The sequence below is a fragment of the Pseudovibrio denitrificans JCM 12308 genome, assembly GCF_001310815.1.
Classification (GTDB): Bacteria; Pseudomonadota; Alphaproteobacteria; order Rhizobiales; family Stappiaceae; genus Pseudovibrio; species Pseudovibrio denitrificans.
In genome coordinates this window covers 1-16,276 of the sequence record NZ_BAZK01000018.1, presented here as the reverse complement: position 1 = coordinate 16,276, position 16,276 = coordinate 1, and the positions used below count along the sequence as shown (strand labels likewise).

Annotated in this window: 11 protein-coding genes, 1 tRNA gene and 2 pseudogenes; 2 read left to right on the top strand and 12 right to left on the bottom strand. The window is 52.2% G+C overall.

Annotated elements, in window-relative coordinates:
* Positions 1-46: 46 nt before the first annotated feature.
* From JCM12308_RS20360 to JCM12308_RS20315, 10 genes and pseudogenes are all read right to left on the bottom strand, one after another.
* Positions 47-655, bottom strand: coding sequence for a GNAT family N-acetyltransferase (locus JCM12308_RS20360; protein ID WP_054784905.1), 609 nt, complete (start codon positions 653-655; stop codon positions 47-49).
* 94 nt (positions 656-749) lie between these two features.
* Positions 750-2,923: pseudogene (gene flhA / locus JCM12308_RS20355) on the bottom strand (flagellar biosynthesis protein FlhA).
* Between the two features lie 20 nt (positions 2,924-2,943).
* Positions 2,944-4,316, bottom strand: a pseudogene (gene flbD / locus JCM12308_RS20350) (sigma-54-dependent transcriptional regulator FlbD).
* 31 nt (positions 4,317-4,347) lie between these two features.
* Positions 4,348-4,683, bottom strand: a complete 336-nt coding sequence (gene fliN / locus JCM12308_RS20345) for a flagellar motor switch protein FliN (RefSeq protein WP_041768750.1) — start codon at positions 4,681-4,683, stop codon at positions 4,348-4,350.
* 61 nt (positions 4,684-4,744) lie between these two features.
* Positions 4,745-5,425: a FliH/SctL family protein gene (locus JCM12308_RS20340; protein ID WP_128647449.1), complete on the bottom strand. Its 681-nt coding sequence runs from the start codon at positions 5,423-5,425 to the stop codon at positions 4,745-4,747.
* A 36-nt stretch (positions 5,426-5,461) separates the two neighbouring features.
* The gene (locus JCM12308_RS20335) at positions 5,462-6,526 is read right to left on the bottom strand and encodes a flagellar motor switch protein FliG (protein ID WP_008547484.1); all 1,065 of its coding nucleotides are present in this window, start codon (positions 6,524-6,526) and stop codon (positions 5,462-5,464) included.
* Position 6,527: 1 nt separating this feature from the next.
* Positions 6,528-8,177, bottom strand: a complete 1,650-nt coding sequence (fliF, locus tag JCM12308_RS20330) for a flagellar basal-body MS-ring/collar protein FliF (protein ID WP_083416630.1) — start codon at positions 8,175-8,177, stop codon at positions 6,528-6,530.
* A gap of 408 nt (positions 8,178-8,585) precedes the next feature.
* Entirely contained in the window at positions 8,586-8,864 is a 279-nt protein-coding gene (gene sciP, locus JCM12308_RS20325; protein WP_054784903.1) for a CtrA inhibitor SciP, read from the bottom strand.
* A gap of 125 nt (positions 8,865-8,989) precedes the next feature.
* The gene (locus JCM12308_RS20320) at positions 8,990-9,646 is read right to left on the bottom strand and encodes a flagellar hook assembly protein FlgD (protein ID WP_054784902.1); all 657 of its coding nucleotides are present in this window, start codon (positions 9,644-9,646) and stop codon (positions 8,990-8,992) included.
* Positions 9,647-9,668: 22 nt separating this feature from the next.
* Positions 9,669-12,017 (bottom strand): flagellar hook-length control protein FliK, encoded by a 2,349-nt coding sequence (locus JCM12308_RS20315; RefSeq protein WP_054784901.1) that lies wholly within the window; start codon positions 12,015-12,017, stop codon positions 9,669-9,671.
* Between the two features lie 459 nt (positions 12,018-12,476).
* On the opposite strand from JCM12308_RS20315, the gene mnmA reads away from it, so the two are divergent.
* Positions 12,477-13,679, top strand: a complete 1,203-nt coding sequence (mnmA, locus tag JCM12308_RS20310) for a tRNA 2-thiouridine(34) synthase MnmA (protein ID WP_054784900.1) — start codon at positions 12,477-12,479, stop codon at positions 13,677-13,679.
* Between the two features lie 359 nt (positions 13,680-14,038).
* Positions 14,039-14,115: transfer RNA gene (locus JCM12308_RS20305), tRNA-Met, on the top strand.
* 150 nt (positions 14,116-14,265) lie between these two features.
* Here the strand turns inward: JCM12308_RS20305 and JCM12308_RS20300 are convergent.
* Positions 14,266-15,441: a VWA domain-containing protein gene (locus tag JCM12308_RS20300; RefSeq protein WP_054784899.1), complete on the bottom strand. Its 1,176-nt coding sequence runs from the start codon at positions 15,439-15,441 to the stop codon at positions 14,266-14,268.
* Positions 15,422-16,276: DUF5682 family protein (locus tag JCM12308_RS20295; protein WP_244271969.1), on the bottom strand; the 855-nt coding region annotated here is incomplete at its 5' end. The genes JCM12308_RS20295 and JCM12308_RS20300, both read right to left, overlap by 20 nt.

The window sequence follows — 16,276 nt, the reverse complement described above, 5'->3', positions numbered from 1 at the left end:
GTGCATCGCCAGCCTTCAAAACGGCGATGCAGCAACCTGTTCTGCCCTATGACAAAAACGGAACGTGAGGAGCACTGACCGGGTCTAAAACGCCAAGCACGCGGGGATCATCAGCCACTTCAATTGCGCGCTTGAACGGCTTAAATCCACTGCGAATATAAAACTGCAGCGCCTGTGGGCTATCCCCTGTGCAAGTATGCAACCAGAAGCGCTTCACTGTTGGGCGGGAGAAAGCTTGTGTAATTGCATGATTCATCAACCAACGCCCAGCACCGCCGCCAACAGCCTCTGGCACAAGACCAAAGTAGCTCAGAGTGACTTCATCTTCCTTGGCAACGTTCAGCTCCACCATGCCAACAGGCTCACCATCTTTCATCGCAAAGTAGAACTCATTGGTCGGCTTGTTGAGTGTCGCTTCCAACTCTTCATCACTCATCACGAGACGAGCAAACCATAGCCACGGCTCACCAACACGCCTGAAGAGCTTGCGATATGCCTCGGGGTCCATCTTATCTGCCTGTTGAAGCGACAGATCAGGGCGATCAATCGGTTTGAGCGCAGGTTTCTCCAACATCTCCAGATGCGTCACAACAGTAGCGATTTTGCCTTCCGGCAAGTCTGTGTATCCATCAAGGTCCAGTTGAATATGCGCCATGTCACTCTCTCAAATTAGGAATAAACAACGCTCTTTGAGTAACGGGAAGATATGAAGCCCGCAAGTGTGTCGATCTCACGAAACACTTGAGATCCTAGATGGTTGCCACTGTTTTCAGGCGGGCACGCGGATGAACCTCATTCTGGCTCATCACAAACGTATGCGCTCTGAAGCGCTCAACGATAGAGCGAACGAACGGACGGGACTGTGCAGAACACAACAACACAGGCACTTCACCCTGATTGGCCGCTGCATCATAAGCATCACGCACCAGTCCGACAAACTCCTGCAGTTTGGACGGTGCCATCGCCAGCTGACGATCATCACCGTCCCCAATGATGCTCTCAAGGAAGGCTGACTCCCACTGTGGGCTCAGGCTGATCAGTGGCAGATAGCCACCCGGCGCCTGATTGGCAGCACAAATCTGACGAGCCAGACGCGTGCGCACATGCTCAGCAATCGCATTCGGGTTACGCGTAGAGCCAATAGCTTCCGCGATACCTTCCAGAATTGTGCCAAGATCGCGAATAGAAATCCGCTCCTCCAGCAGCGCCTGAAGCACACGCTGAATACCGGAGATGGAAATCTGGGTTGGAACGATGTCCTCAACCAACTTCGACTGCTCCTCATCCAGCTTCTTCAGCAGAACCTGAACATCAGCATAGGTGAGCAACTCGGAAATATGCGACTTGATGGTTTCCGTCAGGTGCGTGGAAATCACCGTCGCCGGATCAACCACTGTGTACCCCAGCAAGTTCGCTTCTTCACGATACTGCGCCTCAACCCAGGTCGCAGGCAGGCCGAAGGTTGGCTCAGTGGTATGCGTTCCCGGCAAACGCACCTGCCCACCGGCAGGGTCCATAACCATGAACTGGTTCGGGAACAGCGAACCGCCACCGGCATCCACTTCCTTCACCTTGATCATGTAGTCATTCGCGCCCAGCTGGATGTTATCCAGAATACGCACGGATGGCATAATCACGCCCATGTCAGAGGCAATCTGGCGGCGAAGAGCTTAATCTGCTCGGTAACCTGATCCGTTTCCTGCTTGTTACGGCCATTGATGATTGGCAGCAGCGCATAGCCCAGCTCAATGCGTAGCACGTCCATCTTCAGGCTGTCAGAGATTGGTGCTTCCTGAGGTTCTTCCGGCGCTTCAGCTTCAACCTGAGCAGCCACTTCCTCCGCCTTCTCAATCGCCTGCCGCTTACTTGCCTGCCGTGCCATGTAACCAGCAGCACCAGCAAGAGCCAGAAACGGGATCATCGGCATCCCTGGCAGAAACGACAGAACCACCATCACAAACGCGGACATGCCAAGCGCTTTTGGATAGCCTGTAAACTGCGTGACAAGCGCTTTATCCGCTGCGCCTTCAACACCAGCTTTGGAAACCAGAATACCCGCAGCGGTGGAAACGATAAGCGCCGGGATCTGGGAGACCAGACCATCACCAATTGTCAACAGCGTGTAGTTTTCAGCAGCTTGCGCAAAAGTCAGGTTCTGCTGCATCACACCAATAACGATACCGCCAATCACGTTGATGAACGTGATCATCAGGCCTGCAATCGCGTCACCACGAACAAACTTGGAAGCACCATCCATGGAGCCAAAGAAGGTGGATTCTGCTTCCAGTTCCTTACGGCGGGTGCGCGCTGTTTCTTCATCGATCAGACCTGCACCCAGATCCGCATCAATCGCCATCTGCTTACCGGGCATCGCATCCAGCGTAAAGCGAGCGGAAACCTCAGCAATACGTCCAGAACCTTTTGTAATAACGATGAAGTTCACAATCACGAGGATCGCAAAGACGATAATCCCGATGACGAAATTACCGCCCATAACAAAGCTGCCGAACGCAGCAATCACGTTGCCAGCTGCATCCGCTCCCTCATGACCGTGTGACAGGATCAGTCGTGTCGACGCCATGTTCAGCGCCAATCGCAACATGGTCGCAATCAGCAAAACAGTTGGGAAAGCAGAGAATTCCAGAGGCTTTTGAATGAACAATCCCACCATCAGGATCATCACAGAAAAGATGATCGAGATCGCAAGGAACATGTCCAGAAGCATCGCAGGCATCGGAACGATGAGCATCACAAGGATGACCATCACACCTGCTGCAAGACCCAAGTCGCCTTGTTTTATGGCAACCCAAAGGTCTCGAAAAAAGGTTGTGTTACCAGCAGCACCTAATCCGGGCACGCCAGCAGCCGCAGGAGTGCTGTTGCCTCCCCCTTGAGCTGCTTGTGTGTTTGTCTCTTCAGACATTCTCGTGCCCTACCCGTTACTTACGCGTCTGCAGTGCCGGCGCGCGCTTCGCCCGGGCCTGGAACCTCAACACCTTCTTTGGTGTAAAGGTTCAGCTTGTTACGCAATGTGCGGATCGAAATACCGAGGATCTTGGCCGCATGGGTACGGTTACCCAGACAGTGATCCAGCGTATCCAGAATGAGATCACGCTCCACATCAGCGACTGTACGCCCAACCATGTTGCGCGAAGCTGCTTCCGCCGCATGCGCCGCACGAGCAGCCGTCTGTTGGCCCGCGCCCATCGCAATCGGAGATCCATCCGGCATACGGATCGCATCTGCATCAATCTCAGCACCAGAGGAGAGCAGAACAGCGCGGTGCATGGTGTTTTCCAGCTCGCGCACGTTCCCTTTCCATTGGTTCGCCAGCAGCAACTGACGCCCTTCCTGAGAGATTGGCAAAGGTTGGTGCCATTGGCCTTCGCGTAGATCTCAACGAAATGGCTCGCCAGCTCCAGAATGTCTGCAGGACGCTCCCGCAGTGCAGGAAGTTTCAGGTTCACCACATTCAAGCGATACAGCAAATCCTCTCGGAACGTGCCAGCGCGCACTTCCTCAGCCAGATCACGGTTGGACGTCGCGATAATGCGGATATCAACCGGCACAGGACGGCTACCGCCAACACGGTCAATCACCCGCTCCTGAATAGCGCGCAGCAACTTAGCTTGCAGACGGACATCCATCTCGGAAATCTCATCCAGCATCAACGTGCCGCCATTGGCCTCTTCAAACTTACCAACACGGCGCGCCACAGCCCCGGTAAACGCGCCCTTCTCATGACCGAATAGCTCGGACTCCAGAAGATGCTCAGGAATGGCAGCACAGTTGATAGAGATGAATGGCTTATCAGCGCGGTTGGACTTGCTGTGCAGAAAGCGGGAAATCACTTCCTTACCACTACCGGATTCACCGGTGATCAGCACAGACGCATCAGAAGGCGCGACCTGTTCAGCCAGCTTGATCACACTTGCCATAGCCGCGTCGCGATAGATCAGATCTTCGCGCTCTTCGGTAACAGCAGCCAGAACAGCAGCAATCAGCTCAGGATCCGGTGGCAGCGGGATGTATTCCTTCGCACCAGCCCGAATAGCAGAAACCGCGGCGCGCGCATCCGTTCCCAACCCGCACGCTACGAGTGGCACATGGATACGTTCGCGCTCCGTCAGCTCCACCAGCTGGCCAATGTCTTCATTGACATCCACCATGAGAAGATCTGCGCCCTGACCGGAGCGTAAAACTTTCATAGCCTCAGGAGTGCCTGGCGCATGAGTAACAGACGCCCCACGCTCCATAGCGATCTTGGTTGCGGTCGTCAGCTGGCCGCCAAGCGTTCCAACGATCAAGAGCCGCATGTCAGTTCCTTTCCACTACGCCCCATGCCCCTTACTTATCCGCCTTGATAATTTCGGTCATGGTGACACCAAGCTTATCTTCCACCAGCACAACTTCGCCGCGAGCAATAAGCCTGTTATTCACGTAAACGTCTATGGCCTCGCCGACCTTCCGGTCAAGCTCCATAACAATTCCGGTATCCAGATGCAGAAGGTCAGACACCTTCATCTTTGTGTGCCCAAGCACAGCCGCCAGCTGTACCGGAACGTCAAAAACAGCTTCCAGATCCTCGGCAGCCTTTACACCGGCCCCGCCTTCTTCATCCGTTCCAGCGCGCTGGGTACTCTGGTGTTGGTCCAGCACCATGCCCTGTTCATCACTGCTCATAATCAACCTTTCTGATCCGGCACCGGCCTCAAACCGTTCCAATCATAGGCAAAAACTAAAATCACTCAGCTCGACTGGCCCGCTCACGGGCATCGAAGTGAGATTTTATGACTTGTTCAATATGCTCAACCGTCTTGCGACGATCACGAATAATTCCACCATCCGGCCATTCGATCCGGCAATCACCACGAGACATGCTCTCAGACTTCACAACATGCACTTTGCCTTCAAAGCTGCTGTTCAGCACAAGACCTTCAACCATCTCTTCCAATGCGTGCGTATCTTCTGTCGGCACTTCAATCAGGATCTGAGGGATCTTGCGCAGCGGTGCCAGACATTCAGACAGCAGCGCCACGACTTCAGCTAATGGCTCCCGCGCGATCAGATGACTGCAAAGCCGGCGCGCAATCAAAAAGCACATGCTCACGAGGTTCTGCTCTTGTGCACGAAGCTGGTTCTCAAGATCACCAAGCGCCACTTCCAGTCGCTCCCGCAGAACAATGAGCTCTTCCTGTGCGCTCAGCTTCTGCTGCTCAGCAATCGCTTGACGGGCCTGCATCTCACCACGAGCAAAAGCTGCTTCTTCCGCCGCCTTCAAAATCTGCTGATGTTCAGCAACCGTAATCGTCGGCTCCGGTGGAGGCGCATCTTCAACAACAGCAGCAGCCTCAACCTCATCGATGGATTTGGTATCAAACAGAAAACGCTGACGAACTGCGCCCTGAGGCATAACTGTAACCATCAGCATGCCTCCTGAAACTGCAGAAAAAAGGAAAGATTAGTAGACAAGCTCGTCCTCCCCTTTCTTTTTGTTGATGGTGATTTCGCCAGCAGCAGCCAGATCTTTTGCTTTCAACACAAGACCGTTCTGCGCTTCATCCACCTCACGAAGGCGAACAGGTCCCATGTTATCCATGTCTTCTTGCAGCATCTTCGCAGCACGAGCCGACATATTGGCTGTAAAGAACGCCACAGCGGTCTCAGATGCGCCTTTCAACGCCATCGCCAACTGATCCTTCTCAACATTGCGCAGCAAGGTCTGACAGGCTCCAGAGTCCAGCTTGAGCAAGTCTTCGAAGGTGAACATCAAATTGCGGATACGCTCAGCAGACTCGCGGCTGTCTTCTTCAAGCGCCGCGAGGAAGCGACCTTCCGTCTGTCTGTCGAAGTTGTTGAAGATATCTGCCATCATCTCATGGCTATCACGACGGCTGGTCTGAGACAGGTTCGACATGAACTCAATACGCAGTGTCTGTTCAACTTTCTCCAGAATATCCTTCTGAATGGATTCCATGCGCAGCATGCGGTTCACCACATCCAGCGCCAGCTCCTCATTGAGCAGCGCCAGAACGCGGGCGGCATGGTCACTCTGGATTTTGGAAAGAACCACCGCAATCGTCTGCGGATATTCATTCTTCAGATAGTTGGCCAGTACGTTTTCCGGAACATTGGAGAGCTTCTCCCACATGTTCCGGCCAGCAGGACCGCGGATCTCTTCCATGATGATCGCAACACGATCAGATGGCAGAAACGAGTTCAGCAATCGTTCCGTCACGTCCACGTTGCCGTTCAGCGCTCCACGAGTTGAAAGACGCTTCAGAAAGTCAACAAACAGCTCTTCCAGCATGGTTGGCGTTACAGGGCCAAGGCTCGCCATAGCGCTGGAAACCTGACGGACTTCAATCTCGTCAAGTCCGTCCCAGATCGCTTTGCCGTACTCCTGCCCAAGCGCCAAAAGCAGAACGGCTGCCCGTTCTGCTCCACCAAGCTCTCGTTCTGCCACTTCAGAGGTGACAGCTAAAGCCGTTTCTGTGATCTCGTGTGCGCCAATCTCCTCACTCATCTTATGCGGCCTCGTTCAGCCAACCACGAACGATGTTGACCGCTTCGCTTGGAGAATCTTCAATCATTTCACTTATCTGCTTAATCGAGCTCTGGTGGAGAGCTGCCTGCATCTTGGCATCTTCAATCCACTCAGCCGTTGGGATTTCAGTTGGAACCGCTTCCATCTCACCCACAATGCCTTCAACCTGCGCAGGGCTTTCAGCAACCAACGTACCATCCGGCAACATCTGTACACCGCTGCCTTCAAGAGCTGCTTCAGGCTCTTCATCCTTGGCAAGGATACGCTTCATCAGCGGAGACACTGCAAAGATCAGAAGTAGGACAGTGATCACAAACAGAACACCCAGCTCCGCAAACTTCATGATGTCAGCGCGAGTGAAGTCAAACAGCCCGCCTTCACCATCGGCGAAGTCAGACAGAGGTGCTTCAACGAACCGCATATTCACCACTTCAACGGTGTCACCACGATGCTTGCTGAAGCCAACTGCAGTACGCACGAGAGTAGCAATCTGCTCCAGCTCTTCTCTGCTGCGCGGTTGATAAGTCTGCGTGCCATCTTCGCTGGTGGTATACGTGCCATCAACCAGAACCGCTACAGACAGGCGCTCCAGACCACCGGCCTCATAGATCTCCGTTACTGTGCTCTTGGAGATCTCATAGTTCAGGATCTCTTCGGAAACATTGGAGGAGTCTTTGGAGCCTGCAGAGCTTCCTGCAGCGTCTGCATTTGGCAGCTGGTTGCCAACAGAAACCGTGTCTTCCCCATTCGTGGAGGACGCATTTTCTTCTTTACTTTGAGAAGAACGCAGCACCTGACCATCAGGATCAAACAGCTCCTGCGTTTCAGTTTTGCGGTTATAGTTGATTTCCGCAGCAACCCGCACCCGCGCGCGACCTGTTCCAACGACGTTATTGAGGATCTCTTCAACCTGTTGCCGCAGGCGGGACTCCATAGTCAAACGTCGCTCGTCCAGAGAAGAACCGCCAGCAAGACCTTCCTTATCGCCGGTTCCGCTGGCAAGCAGTGTGCCGCGCTCATCAACGATAGAAACATAAGAAGGTTCCAGCCCTTCAACCGCAGTCGCAACCAGATGCTGAATAGCGCGGATCTGACCATTGGTCAGAGACCCCTGCACTTTAATAGCAATAGAAGCTGTTGGCGGTTCACGGTCTCGTTGGAACAGTTGTTTTTCAGGGATCACCAGATGAACGCGCGCGGATGCAATTCGGCCAATGCTTCTGATTGTTCTGGAGAGCTCACCTTCAAGAGCGCGTGTCCGGTTCAGGTTCTGCACAAAGCTTGTCGCGCCAAGCGTATCGGTCTTATCGAAGATCTCATAGCCAACACCACCACCAGATGGCAGGCCCGCTTCAGCAAGCGTCATACGAAGACGATGTACATTTTCCTGAGGAACAAGAACGCTGCGACCATTTACACCCAGCTCATAGGACACACCCTGAGATTCAACCTGGCTAACAATAGCCGCTGCATCTTCAAGGGTAAGGTCTGTAAAGAGCGGCACCATCTGCGGTGCAGTCGCGCGTACAATGATAAAGCTGAACAGGCCGATCAACAGAGCAGCCATCGCGCCCATCGCTGCCAAACGCGCGGGCCCAAGTCCTTTCAAGAAGTCAAGGATTCCACTCACAGTTGCCGCCCCGTACTTTTTAATCGCTCATTCAAAAAGCACCAGCAATACTCTCAACACCTTGGAATACGGTGTGATTTGCCCCTGATTTGCTGGTAGGTAAAAATTGCCCGCCTTAAAGTTAACAAAAGGTTAACAAAGCCCTAATAATCGGTAAACGGGAACTCTACCCACAAAGAAGCATTGTGGAATATCGCAGGAAAGGCCTTTGACTAGCCTTTTGAAGACTCGAATGAATCTTGGGCGGCCTGTTCGGCAGATTTTGCCGAAGCAGTTAAGACATCATGGTTAATGCTTAAAAATGTACAAAATGTGGCTACCACATACAAAAAGGCCGGCTATAACAGCCGGCCTTTTCAGAACCTCAAACCTGTTCGGGCATCACGCCTTTTATTTGCCTGAAGCTTACTAGTTGCTGCGATAGTCCTGAACGCGTGTAGCGCGCAACCCGGCTAATCCATGACGATCGATCGAGTTCTGCCATGACAGAAACTCTTCAACAGTCAAAGTATACCGGTTACAGGCTTCATCCAGAGACAACAAGCCTCCACGCACAGCCGCAACCACTTCAGCTTTTCTCCTGATAACCCACCGCTTCGTAGAAGTGGGTGGAAGATCCGCTATCGTCAAAGGGCTCCCATCGGGACCGATGACGTATTTTACTCGTGAACGAATATGTTCGGTCATTCTACTCTCACACAAACCATGACCAAGCTGAGCATGAGACTAGAACAAGGCGCTTAAAATTTGGCTAAGCCCCCATCAATCTTTTGGTAAGATTCATAACCGGGAATCTTAGTGGATATTAACTACTAGAGAACTCCTTTGACTCCAGTGACTTCACCCACCGGAATTTTCAGATCGCCCATATGCAAAATAATGTCACCTGTGCTGAAGTCCACGGCATCCACAGTGCCTTTCACTTCAGTCTGTACAGCGAAGGGTTCACCATTGGCATCCTTCGTAATAATATCAATGGAATAAGCGCCATCCTCAGCTTTTGTGCCGTTTGTCGCGACACCATCCCACTCAAAGGTATTATCGCCTTCTTTCAGATCAATCTCTTTCTGATAGACCTCAGCGCCCTCACTGTTCTTAATAGTAACAGTCGCCTTACCAGCAGAAACAGCATCAAGATTCCAGGATGCCTTGTCATCCTTGAGCTGAGCTGTTGAGCTTTGGGCAGTCACTTCCTTGCCGATATAATTTACGAACTGACTCGCACTTTGCGTTTTGAGCTGAGTGAGCTGCTCATCTAATTTCTCTGTTGTTGCAGCCTGTTGCTCAACCATTGTGTATTGAACCAATTGATTCGTGTACTCAGACGAATCGAGAGGCTCCAGCGGATCCTGATTTTGAATCTGCGTGGTGAGCAAAGAGATGAACAGATTAAAGTTGGCGTTGATGTCGTTCTGAGTGTTTGAGCCAGAGGAACCCGCATTGGGGGTCAGTGCGTTAATAGTAGTCATCGTCTATTTCCTCAAAACGGCATCAAACCGAAATATCCACGCCACCAGCGCGGGAACTATTATTTACTTTATTAGAAGCGAGATAGGTGTCGTCTGGAAGGTCAGCATCATCAGAAGCTCTGTCCAGCTGAGCAACGAGCGGATCACGTCCATCCTGCTGATGAGCATCCTGAGAGCCGCCGTCCCGATGTCCTAAAGAAAAGCGGAGCGAACTCTTGTCGGCATCAATGCCAGCTTCCTGAAGGGCTTTCTCCAACCCACGCTGATCTTTTTGCAAAAGCTCAAGCGTTTCTGGGCGCTCAGCGATCAAGTGTGCACGAACACGTCCATCCTTGCTAAATTCAATAGATACATCGACAGAACCCAGCTCTTTCGGATCAAGCCTGATCTCAAACCGGTTCACACCACCACTCACCTGACGAGCTATCTCCGGCCAAACAGAGTTAGCCACATTTCTTAGGGTAGCTGTTGGCAGCGAGCCCATAGAGCGGAAAGCATTTTCAGAACGGGACGCTGTGCTGGAGATCGCCTCAGAGCTTTCCCAATCCAGCTCAGCCTCAGACCCATCCAACGGTCCCGCTGCAAGTCCCCAACCAAATGTCGTGGGAGCCGTTCCTTGCTCAGAAGGTTGTTGCACCTTCACCTGAACAACAACCGGTGCGCTTCCACTCTTCTTATTAGTAGATGCAGTCTGCTCAACAGCCTTGCCTTGAACACCCGCTTGCTCTTCTACCTCAAAACCTGTTGTAGTTTCCGCTGACCCTTCTGAAGGGAAGGCATTCTGGGTAGAACCACCAGTGACTTTGTTATTAGCAGTCAATGGAGCCGCCGCAGTAGCGACAGAAGCAGTTCGGCTGGACTGTTCAGCAACGCGGACACCGCTTTCAGCACCCTGCTGTGCTGGTTCACCCGCTGCTCGCTGCACCTGAGCCAGCTGCTCACCGCTTTTCACAGCAGGCTCAACTTTTGCTGTCACATTAGGGAAGATGATCTGACCATCCCCCTCCTGAGATACTGGTTGCGCTGCACGCTGCTGACTTCCAACAAAACCCGGTCCAGACCGGTCCAAACGGCGTACAAGAACTGGTTCTTGATCCTGCACATCACTCTCGACTAGAGCGTCATCAGTAGTAACTGCAGACTGAGAGTTGTCTTTTGTGAGTACTGGCTGAGCTTGCGCAGGTTCATTCTGCACCTTGATGCTCTTCACCTCAGTCGCTTTCGCCAGTTCAGACACAGCATCAGCCGCTACTTGTGCAGCTGGTTGAACGGTCGCCTCGGATGTTACAGCACTAACAGCCTTTACACTTGGATGAGGTCCAAGCACTTTTGGTGCTTCAACCCGGCCCAGTTCCTGCTGCTGTTGCACTTTCCCATCGACAGCCTCTGAAGACTGCGAGGATGCATTGGTACCGGCTGCAGTTTGCACTTGTTCACCGTTGCTACGACGAGCACTCACCGCATCTGCTGCACGGGCCACAAGCTCTGGGTCAACATTTGCCGTTGCATCAGTCTTCGGCAGCACAACAGGATTAATGGCTGCATCGGCTTGAGCGACCCGCGCTTCAGCAGGCTTTACGGTGTCACTCGCAACGGTCTCTTGAGGAGTAGCAGCAGCGCCATGAGACCTTGCATCATCCTGCTGCCCAGTCACTCCAGCTTTAACAGTTGTAGAACGAGCAGTTTCAACATCCCCGTCAGAGCCAAGCGGCAAGATCTGCCCACCGCGCTCCTTAAGCGTTGCTGTTGCCAGCTCAATATCCTGTACATTCTCATTCGCAAGCGGAGCGGTCTGCTCGCCCTTCGCGACTGGAGCAACAACCTCAGAAGCTGACCGAGCGCCAACGGCTGGTGCAGTAGCACTTCCTACTGCCTTGGCACCACTACCCTGCTCGCCATTTCCAGCAGGCTTGCCGGTCACGTTCTGCGGCAGCGGCACAAACGGCGCCTTCGTACCATCTGCAACAGGTGCTACAATTCCAACAGCAATAGTTTGCGCAGCGCTCGTCCCTTGAATGCCAGCAATCACGCTCAGGTTTTCAGAAGCAGCCGAAACCTGTGCAGTCGCAGAAACCGAAAGATCTGCGGCCAAACCAGCAACGCCATCTTCTCCAGCTTCTTGCTGAACAAGTTCTGGATTGAGAACGGGTAGGTCTCCACCAGCGTTCAAGGCACCTGAAAACAGATCCACTGCCGTTGCAGCAGCTCCATCGCCTTCAGAAGCCTTCGCCAGAAGGTTAGAAAAGAGATCCGCGTTTTGGCCAAGCACACCTTCGCCAAGCAGCGCATTACCACCTTGCCCGGGAGCGGGTCCAACAGGTGTTTGCAGCTGAACTGGGCTATTCAAACTCAGCAAGGCAGGTTGCGACATATATTCCTCAAACTACGCAGCACGTATCATCAAAAGCGATGACAAAGATATCTTGCGCGCAGATATGCAAATAGCAGGCCAGTTATACAAATCTAAATTAATCCTTAATTACAATAAGATAAACCAAATCAACCTTGCACAGACAACCGAATAGCACCGACTTATTTGCCGCCTCCCGGCAACAAATGCCCAGCCTGCAAAATGCCCTAATCAAAAAGATTGGCCTTCCGTCGAGTTTTAGGTATATTCCCGCCAACTAACACGCTCAAAGCGTACGCATACGAAGCGTTTAAAAATGAGAGTTTGCGCTTAGCCATCGCCAAAGCGCAACAAGCACTAAGCAAGCAAAAGAAACTAATCTGCACTTCGGATTTCAATGTCTCCCAAGCTTGAATTCTGCTCGTTGCATTATAGATATGGCTCTCTTTTCAAACGCGCCTACAGGATGAGGTACTTGGAATGCTAAACAGTCTTGGCCTGCCCGGCCGCCCGGAAGACACACGGGTGGTTGTTGCCATGTCAGGCGGCGTAGATTCATCAGTCGTTGCCGGACTGATGAAGCGCGAAGGCTATGATGTCGTTGGCGTCACACTACAGCTTTACGATCATGGCGAAGCAATCCAACGCAAGGGCGCTTGCTGCGCAGGACAGGACATCCACGATGCCCGCCGTGTTGCAGAGAAGCTCGGCATCCCACATTACGTTCTGGATTATGAGTCCCGCTTTAAAGAGCAAGTGATCGAACGCTTCGCCGACAGTTACATCAACGGCGAAACTCCAATTCCTTGTGTCACCTGTAACCAGACCGTCAAGTTCAAAGACCTACTGGAAACAGCCAAGGATCTAGGTGCGGATGTGCTCGTCACTGGCCACTATGTTCGCACAGGTATAGAAGGCAACCAGCTTGCCATGTTCCGCCCTGTCGATCTGGACCGTGACCAGAGCTACTTCCTGTTTGCCACCACACAGGAACAGCTAGACTTCCTTCGCTTCCCTCTTGGCGGCATGACAAAACCGGAAGTACGTGAACTGGCCCGAGAGTTTGATCTGGCAATCGCCGATAAGCATGACAGTCAGGATATCTGCTTTGTGCCACAAGGCCGTTACACCGATGTCATCGCCAAACTGCGGCCACATGCAGCAGAACCAGGTGATATCGTGCACGTGGATGGCCGTGTACTGGGCAAGCACAACGGCATTATTCATTACACGATCGGTCAGCGCCGCGGCATTGGCGTCGCAACAGGCGACCCGCTCTACGTGGTTCATCTGGATGCTGATGGTCGTCGAGTGATTGTTGGTCCTAAAGAAGCCCTCGCAACACACAATCTGTTACTGCGCGAAGTCAACTGGATTGGCCCGGGTACTCTGGACGATCTGCCAGAAGAAGGCATCACAGTTTACGCTAAAGTGCGCTCCACTCGCCCACCAACCGAAGCAGTGCTGCGTAAGAATGGTGAGAACATTCAGGTAGAGCTCGTCGCTGGTGAAATGGGCGTCGCTCCAGGTCAGGCTTGTGTCTTCTTCGATAAAGAAGGACAGGAAGCTCGCGTCCTTGGTGGCGGCTGGATTCAGCGTGCCGAGAAACAGGAAGGCGCAGAAGCTGCTCTAAAAGCCCTGCTCGGCAAGAGCTGGGAAGCAGCAGGTTTCCCAGCAAGCTAAACTGCAAGCCAATTATGAAACAAACGCCTCGCTTGGTATCAACACCTTGCGGGGCGTTTTTTATTGTCCCCATAACAACACCAGCCAGCCTTCAGTCACGCTCTTCAGAGCAATCGCAGCCTAAGAAATCCATTTGAGGAATATTGGGTTGGAAAGATTTTCGATTATTTTCGCAACTCCAAGTCACAACCGGCAGTTAAACCTCAATGAAATTGGCATTAACCCTAGGTTTCATGGAGTTTTTCACAAGAAGGCATATTTCCACAAAACTTAGCTAAGAACGCTTGACGACACCCGTCTGGGGCCTTATACACCCCCTCACAGCGCGGCGGTCACCACCGCAACATAGCGCACCGGATGGCGGGGTAGCTCAGTTGGTTAGAGCAGCGGAATCATAATCCGCGTGTCGGGGGTTCAAGTCCCTCCCTCGCTACCATCTCTCTTCAAATGAAGATCAAGACGACAAGACACCGCAAGGTGTTTTTTTTGTTTTAAACACCAAGTCCTTGTAGAGATTGGTGTATCCCTGCCTAAAACACAGCAGCGACTTCAAGTTCCGCCACTAGATGCAACGGAAGAGAACTCTTTAACTCTCCTCCGCACGTACCACTTGAATATCCTGTGTTGCCGCCCATTGCATAATGTCTTCACGTCTTAGCGCACAGCTCATGAGATCAGGAAACTGATCTGGTGTGGCAGCGAAAACCGGCACGCCTAATGAAGCAACGATACCCGCCAAATTTACATCGTAAGAAGGATGTCCCTGATCCGAAAGGGCAAGTAGCACAATAACGTTGACACCTGAGCTTACAAGTGCGCTGAGACGTGCGATGAGCTCTCGCTCATTGCCCCCTTCATAAAGATCCGTAATCAGCACAAGATGCGACTTCCCAGGCCTTTCAATCTTATCCTCACAGTACGCAACAGCCTGATTAATATCGGTTCCCCCACCAAGCTGGACACCAAACAGCACCTCAACGGGATCAGAAAGATCCTCAGTCAAATCAAGAATAGCAGTATCAAAGCAGACCAGTTTTGTCGAAACCACTGGAAGAGATGCCATCACTGCAGCAAAGATCGAAGCATACACCACAGAGGAAGCCATTGAACCTGACTGGTCAACGCACAAGATCACTTCATCCAGATCAACAAGCCTGCGCTGTCGGCGCATAAAGCCAATTATGCGTTCAGGGATTATAGTCTGATAGTCCGCTTGATATGTATGTAGATTGGCACCAATAGTGCGAGGCCAGTCAATATCATTGAAACGCGGCCTGAACGTGCGCTTAGACTTATCGACTGCGCCACGCAAAGCCTCAGCCGTGCGCCGCTCCAGCCTCTCCATAAGCTCTGCAACAACCTTTGCAATAACGTCACGCGCCGTATCTTTGACTTTGTCCGGCATAATGCCACGCATCGAAACCAAATCAGCTACTAAGTTTACGTCAGCTTCCATTGCTGCAAGAAACTCAGGTTCAAGCAACATTTGCTGCAAACCGAGGCGATCATAAGCATCTCTCTGAATAACCTGCACGACTGGTGTAGGGAAAAACTCCCTGATATCTCCTAGCCAGCGGGCAATTTTGGGAGCTGAGCCGCCAAGCCCTCCCTTTCGCTTACCACCACCACTGCTACCACTCATCTCATGCGGATTATAAAGTGCAGTAAGCGCAGATGACATCCTCTGATCCCGCTCATTCAAGCCGTCATCGTTTCCACCCAATGCGAGTTGCCAACGGCGTTTACGTTCGCTCAAGGACATCCCCTCCCATCAACTGTAACAGCATATTCAGATGCTTGGGCCATTCAGTCTCTGCGTTTGCAGTTGAAACGTAAGACATTCCTGAAAGGTTTTCTTGCCCACTGACAACATTTAGCAGTCTATGGCGTTCAGACTGATCCAGCTGCGAAAATACTCTTCTGAAAATCGGCAGGTATTCGACAAAAACCTCTTCATCTAATCGGAGTAACCATTCGTCGACGCAATAACGCAACTCATCATCATAAAGCAGCTGTTGGCCGGCTCCCTCTAGAAAACCGGTGAAAAACGCCGCAGCATCAGGGACAGAAGTTCCAGGCGATATCATGCGCGACAGCAAGTCTGCTGCCTCAATAGAAGATAAAACATCATCCTCATACAGAAGTCTGGCAGATAACCCCGAAAGCAATCTGTGAGATTGAGCTTCATCAATCACAGACCTCAAGGCATCCTGCCATTGCGCACGCAACTCCTTCTTTCCTTCAAGAAGCGCGATTGCGGCATTTGCAGCTTCAAACTTTTCCCGAAGTTTAAGAGCCGCATCTTGGTCCAGCCCCCGCACCACATAAGGGAGCGACACGCAAGCTTGCACCGCAATTCGTGAGAACAACTCTTCTATTTGCTCGCTATCAGTTACCCGTGCTTCCCCATATCGAATGACGCCTGCTAACGCAGGAAGAGAGCCTAATAGTTCCGAACCGTCTGATGTTTGCCCTGCCCGCGCTCCAAGCAGCTTTACCCCTTCATTTGCAGCCTCAGGCAATTGGGCTGTCATTGCCTCAAAAACCGCATCTGCTAGAGAGCTGAGAGTTCCACACTCTCGCATCCTGCGGAGAAT

What these genes read in the sequence shown, in the direction of transcription:
- sciP (WP_054784903.1), bottom strand. Translation starts at nt 8,864, where the DNA reads ATGACCGAACATATTCGTTCACGAGTAAAATACGTCATCGGTCCCGAT.
- JCM12308_RS20340 (WP_128647449.1), bottom strand. Translation starts at nt 5,425, where the DNA reads ATGGTTACAGTTATGCCTCAGGGCGCAGTTCGTCAGCGTTTTCTGTTT.
- JCM12308_RS20335 (WP_008547484.1), bottom strand. Translation starts at nt 6,526, where the DNA reads ATGAGTGAGGAGATTGGCGCACACGAGATCACAGAAACGGCTTTAGCT.
- JCM12308_RS20315 (WP_054784901.1), bottom strand. Translation starts at nt 12,017, where the DNA reads ATGTCGCAACCTGCCTTGCTGAGTTTGAATAGCCCAGTTCAGCTGCAA.
- JCM12308_RS20300 (WP_054784899.1), bottom strand. Translation starts at nt 15,441, where the DNA reads ATGTCCTTGAGCGAACGTAAACGCCGTTGGCAACTCGCATTGGGTGGA.
- JCM12308_RS20360 (WP_054784905.1), bottom strand. Translation starts at nt 655, where the DNA reads ATGGCGCATATTCAACTGGACCTTGATGGATACACAGACTTGCCGGAA.
- JCM12308_RS20320 (WP_054784902.1), bottom strand. Translation starts at nt 9,646, where the DNA reads ATGACTACTATTAACGCACTGACCCCCAATGCGGGTTCCTCTGGCTCA.
- mnmA (WP_054784900.1), top strand. Translation starts at nt 12,477, where the DNA reads ATGCTAAACAGTCTTGGCCTGCCCGGCCGCCCGGAAGACACACGGGTG.
- fliN (WP_041768750.1), bottom strand. Translation starts at nt 4,683, where the DNA reads ATGAGCAGTGATGAACAGGGCATGGTGCTGGACCAACACCAGAGTACC.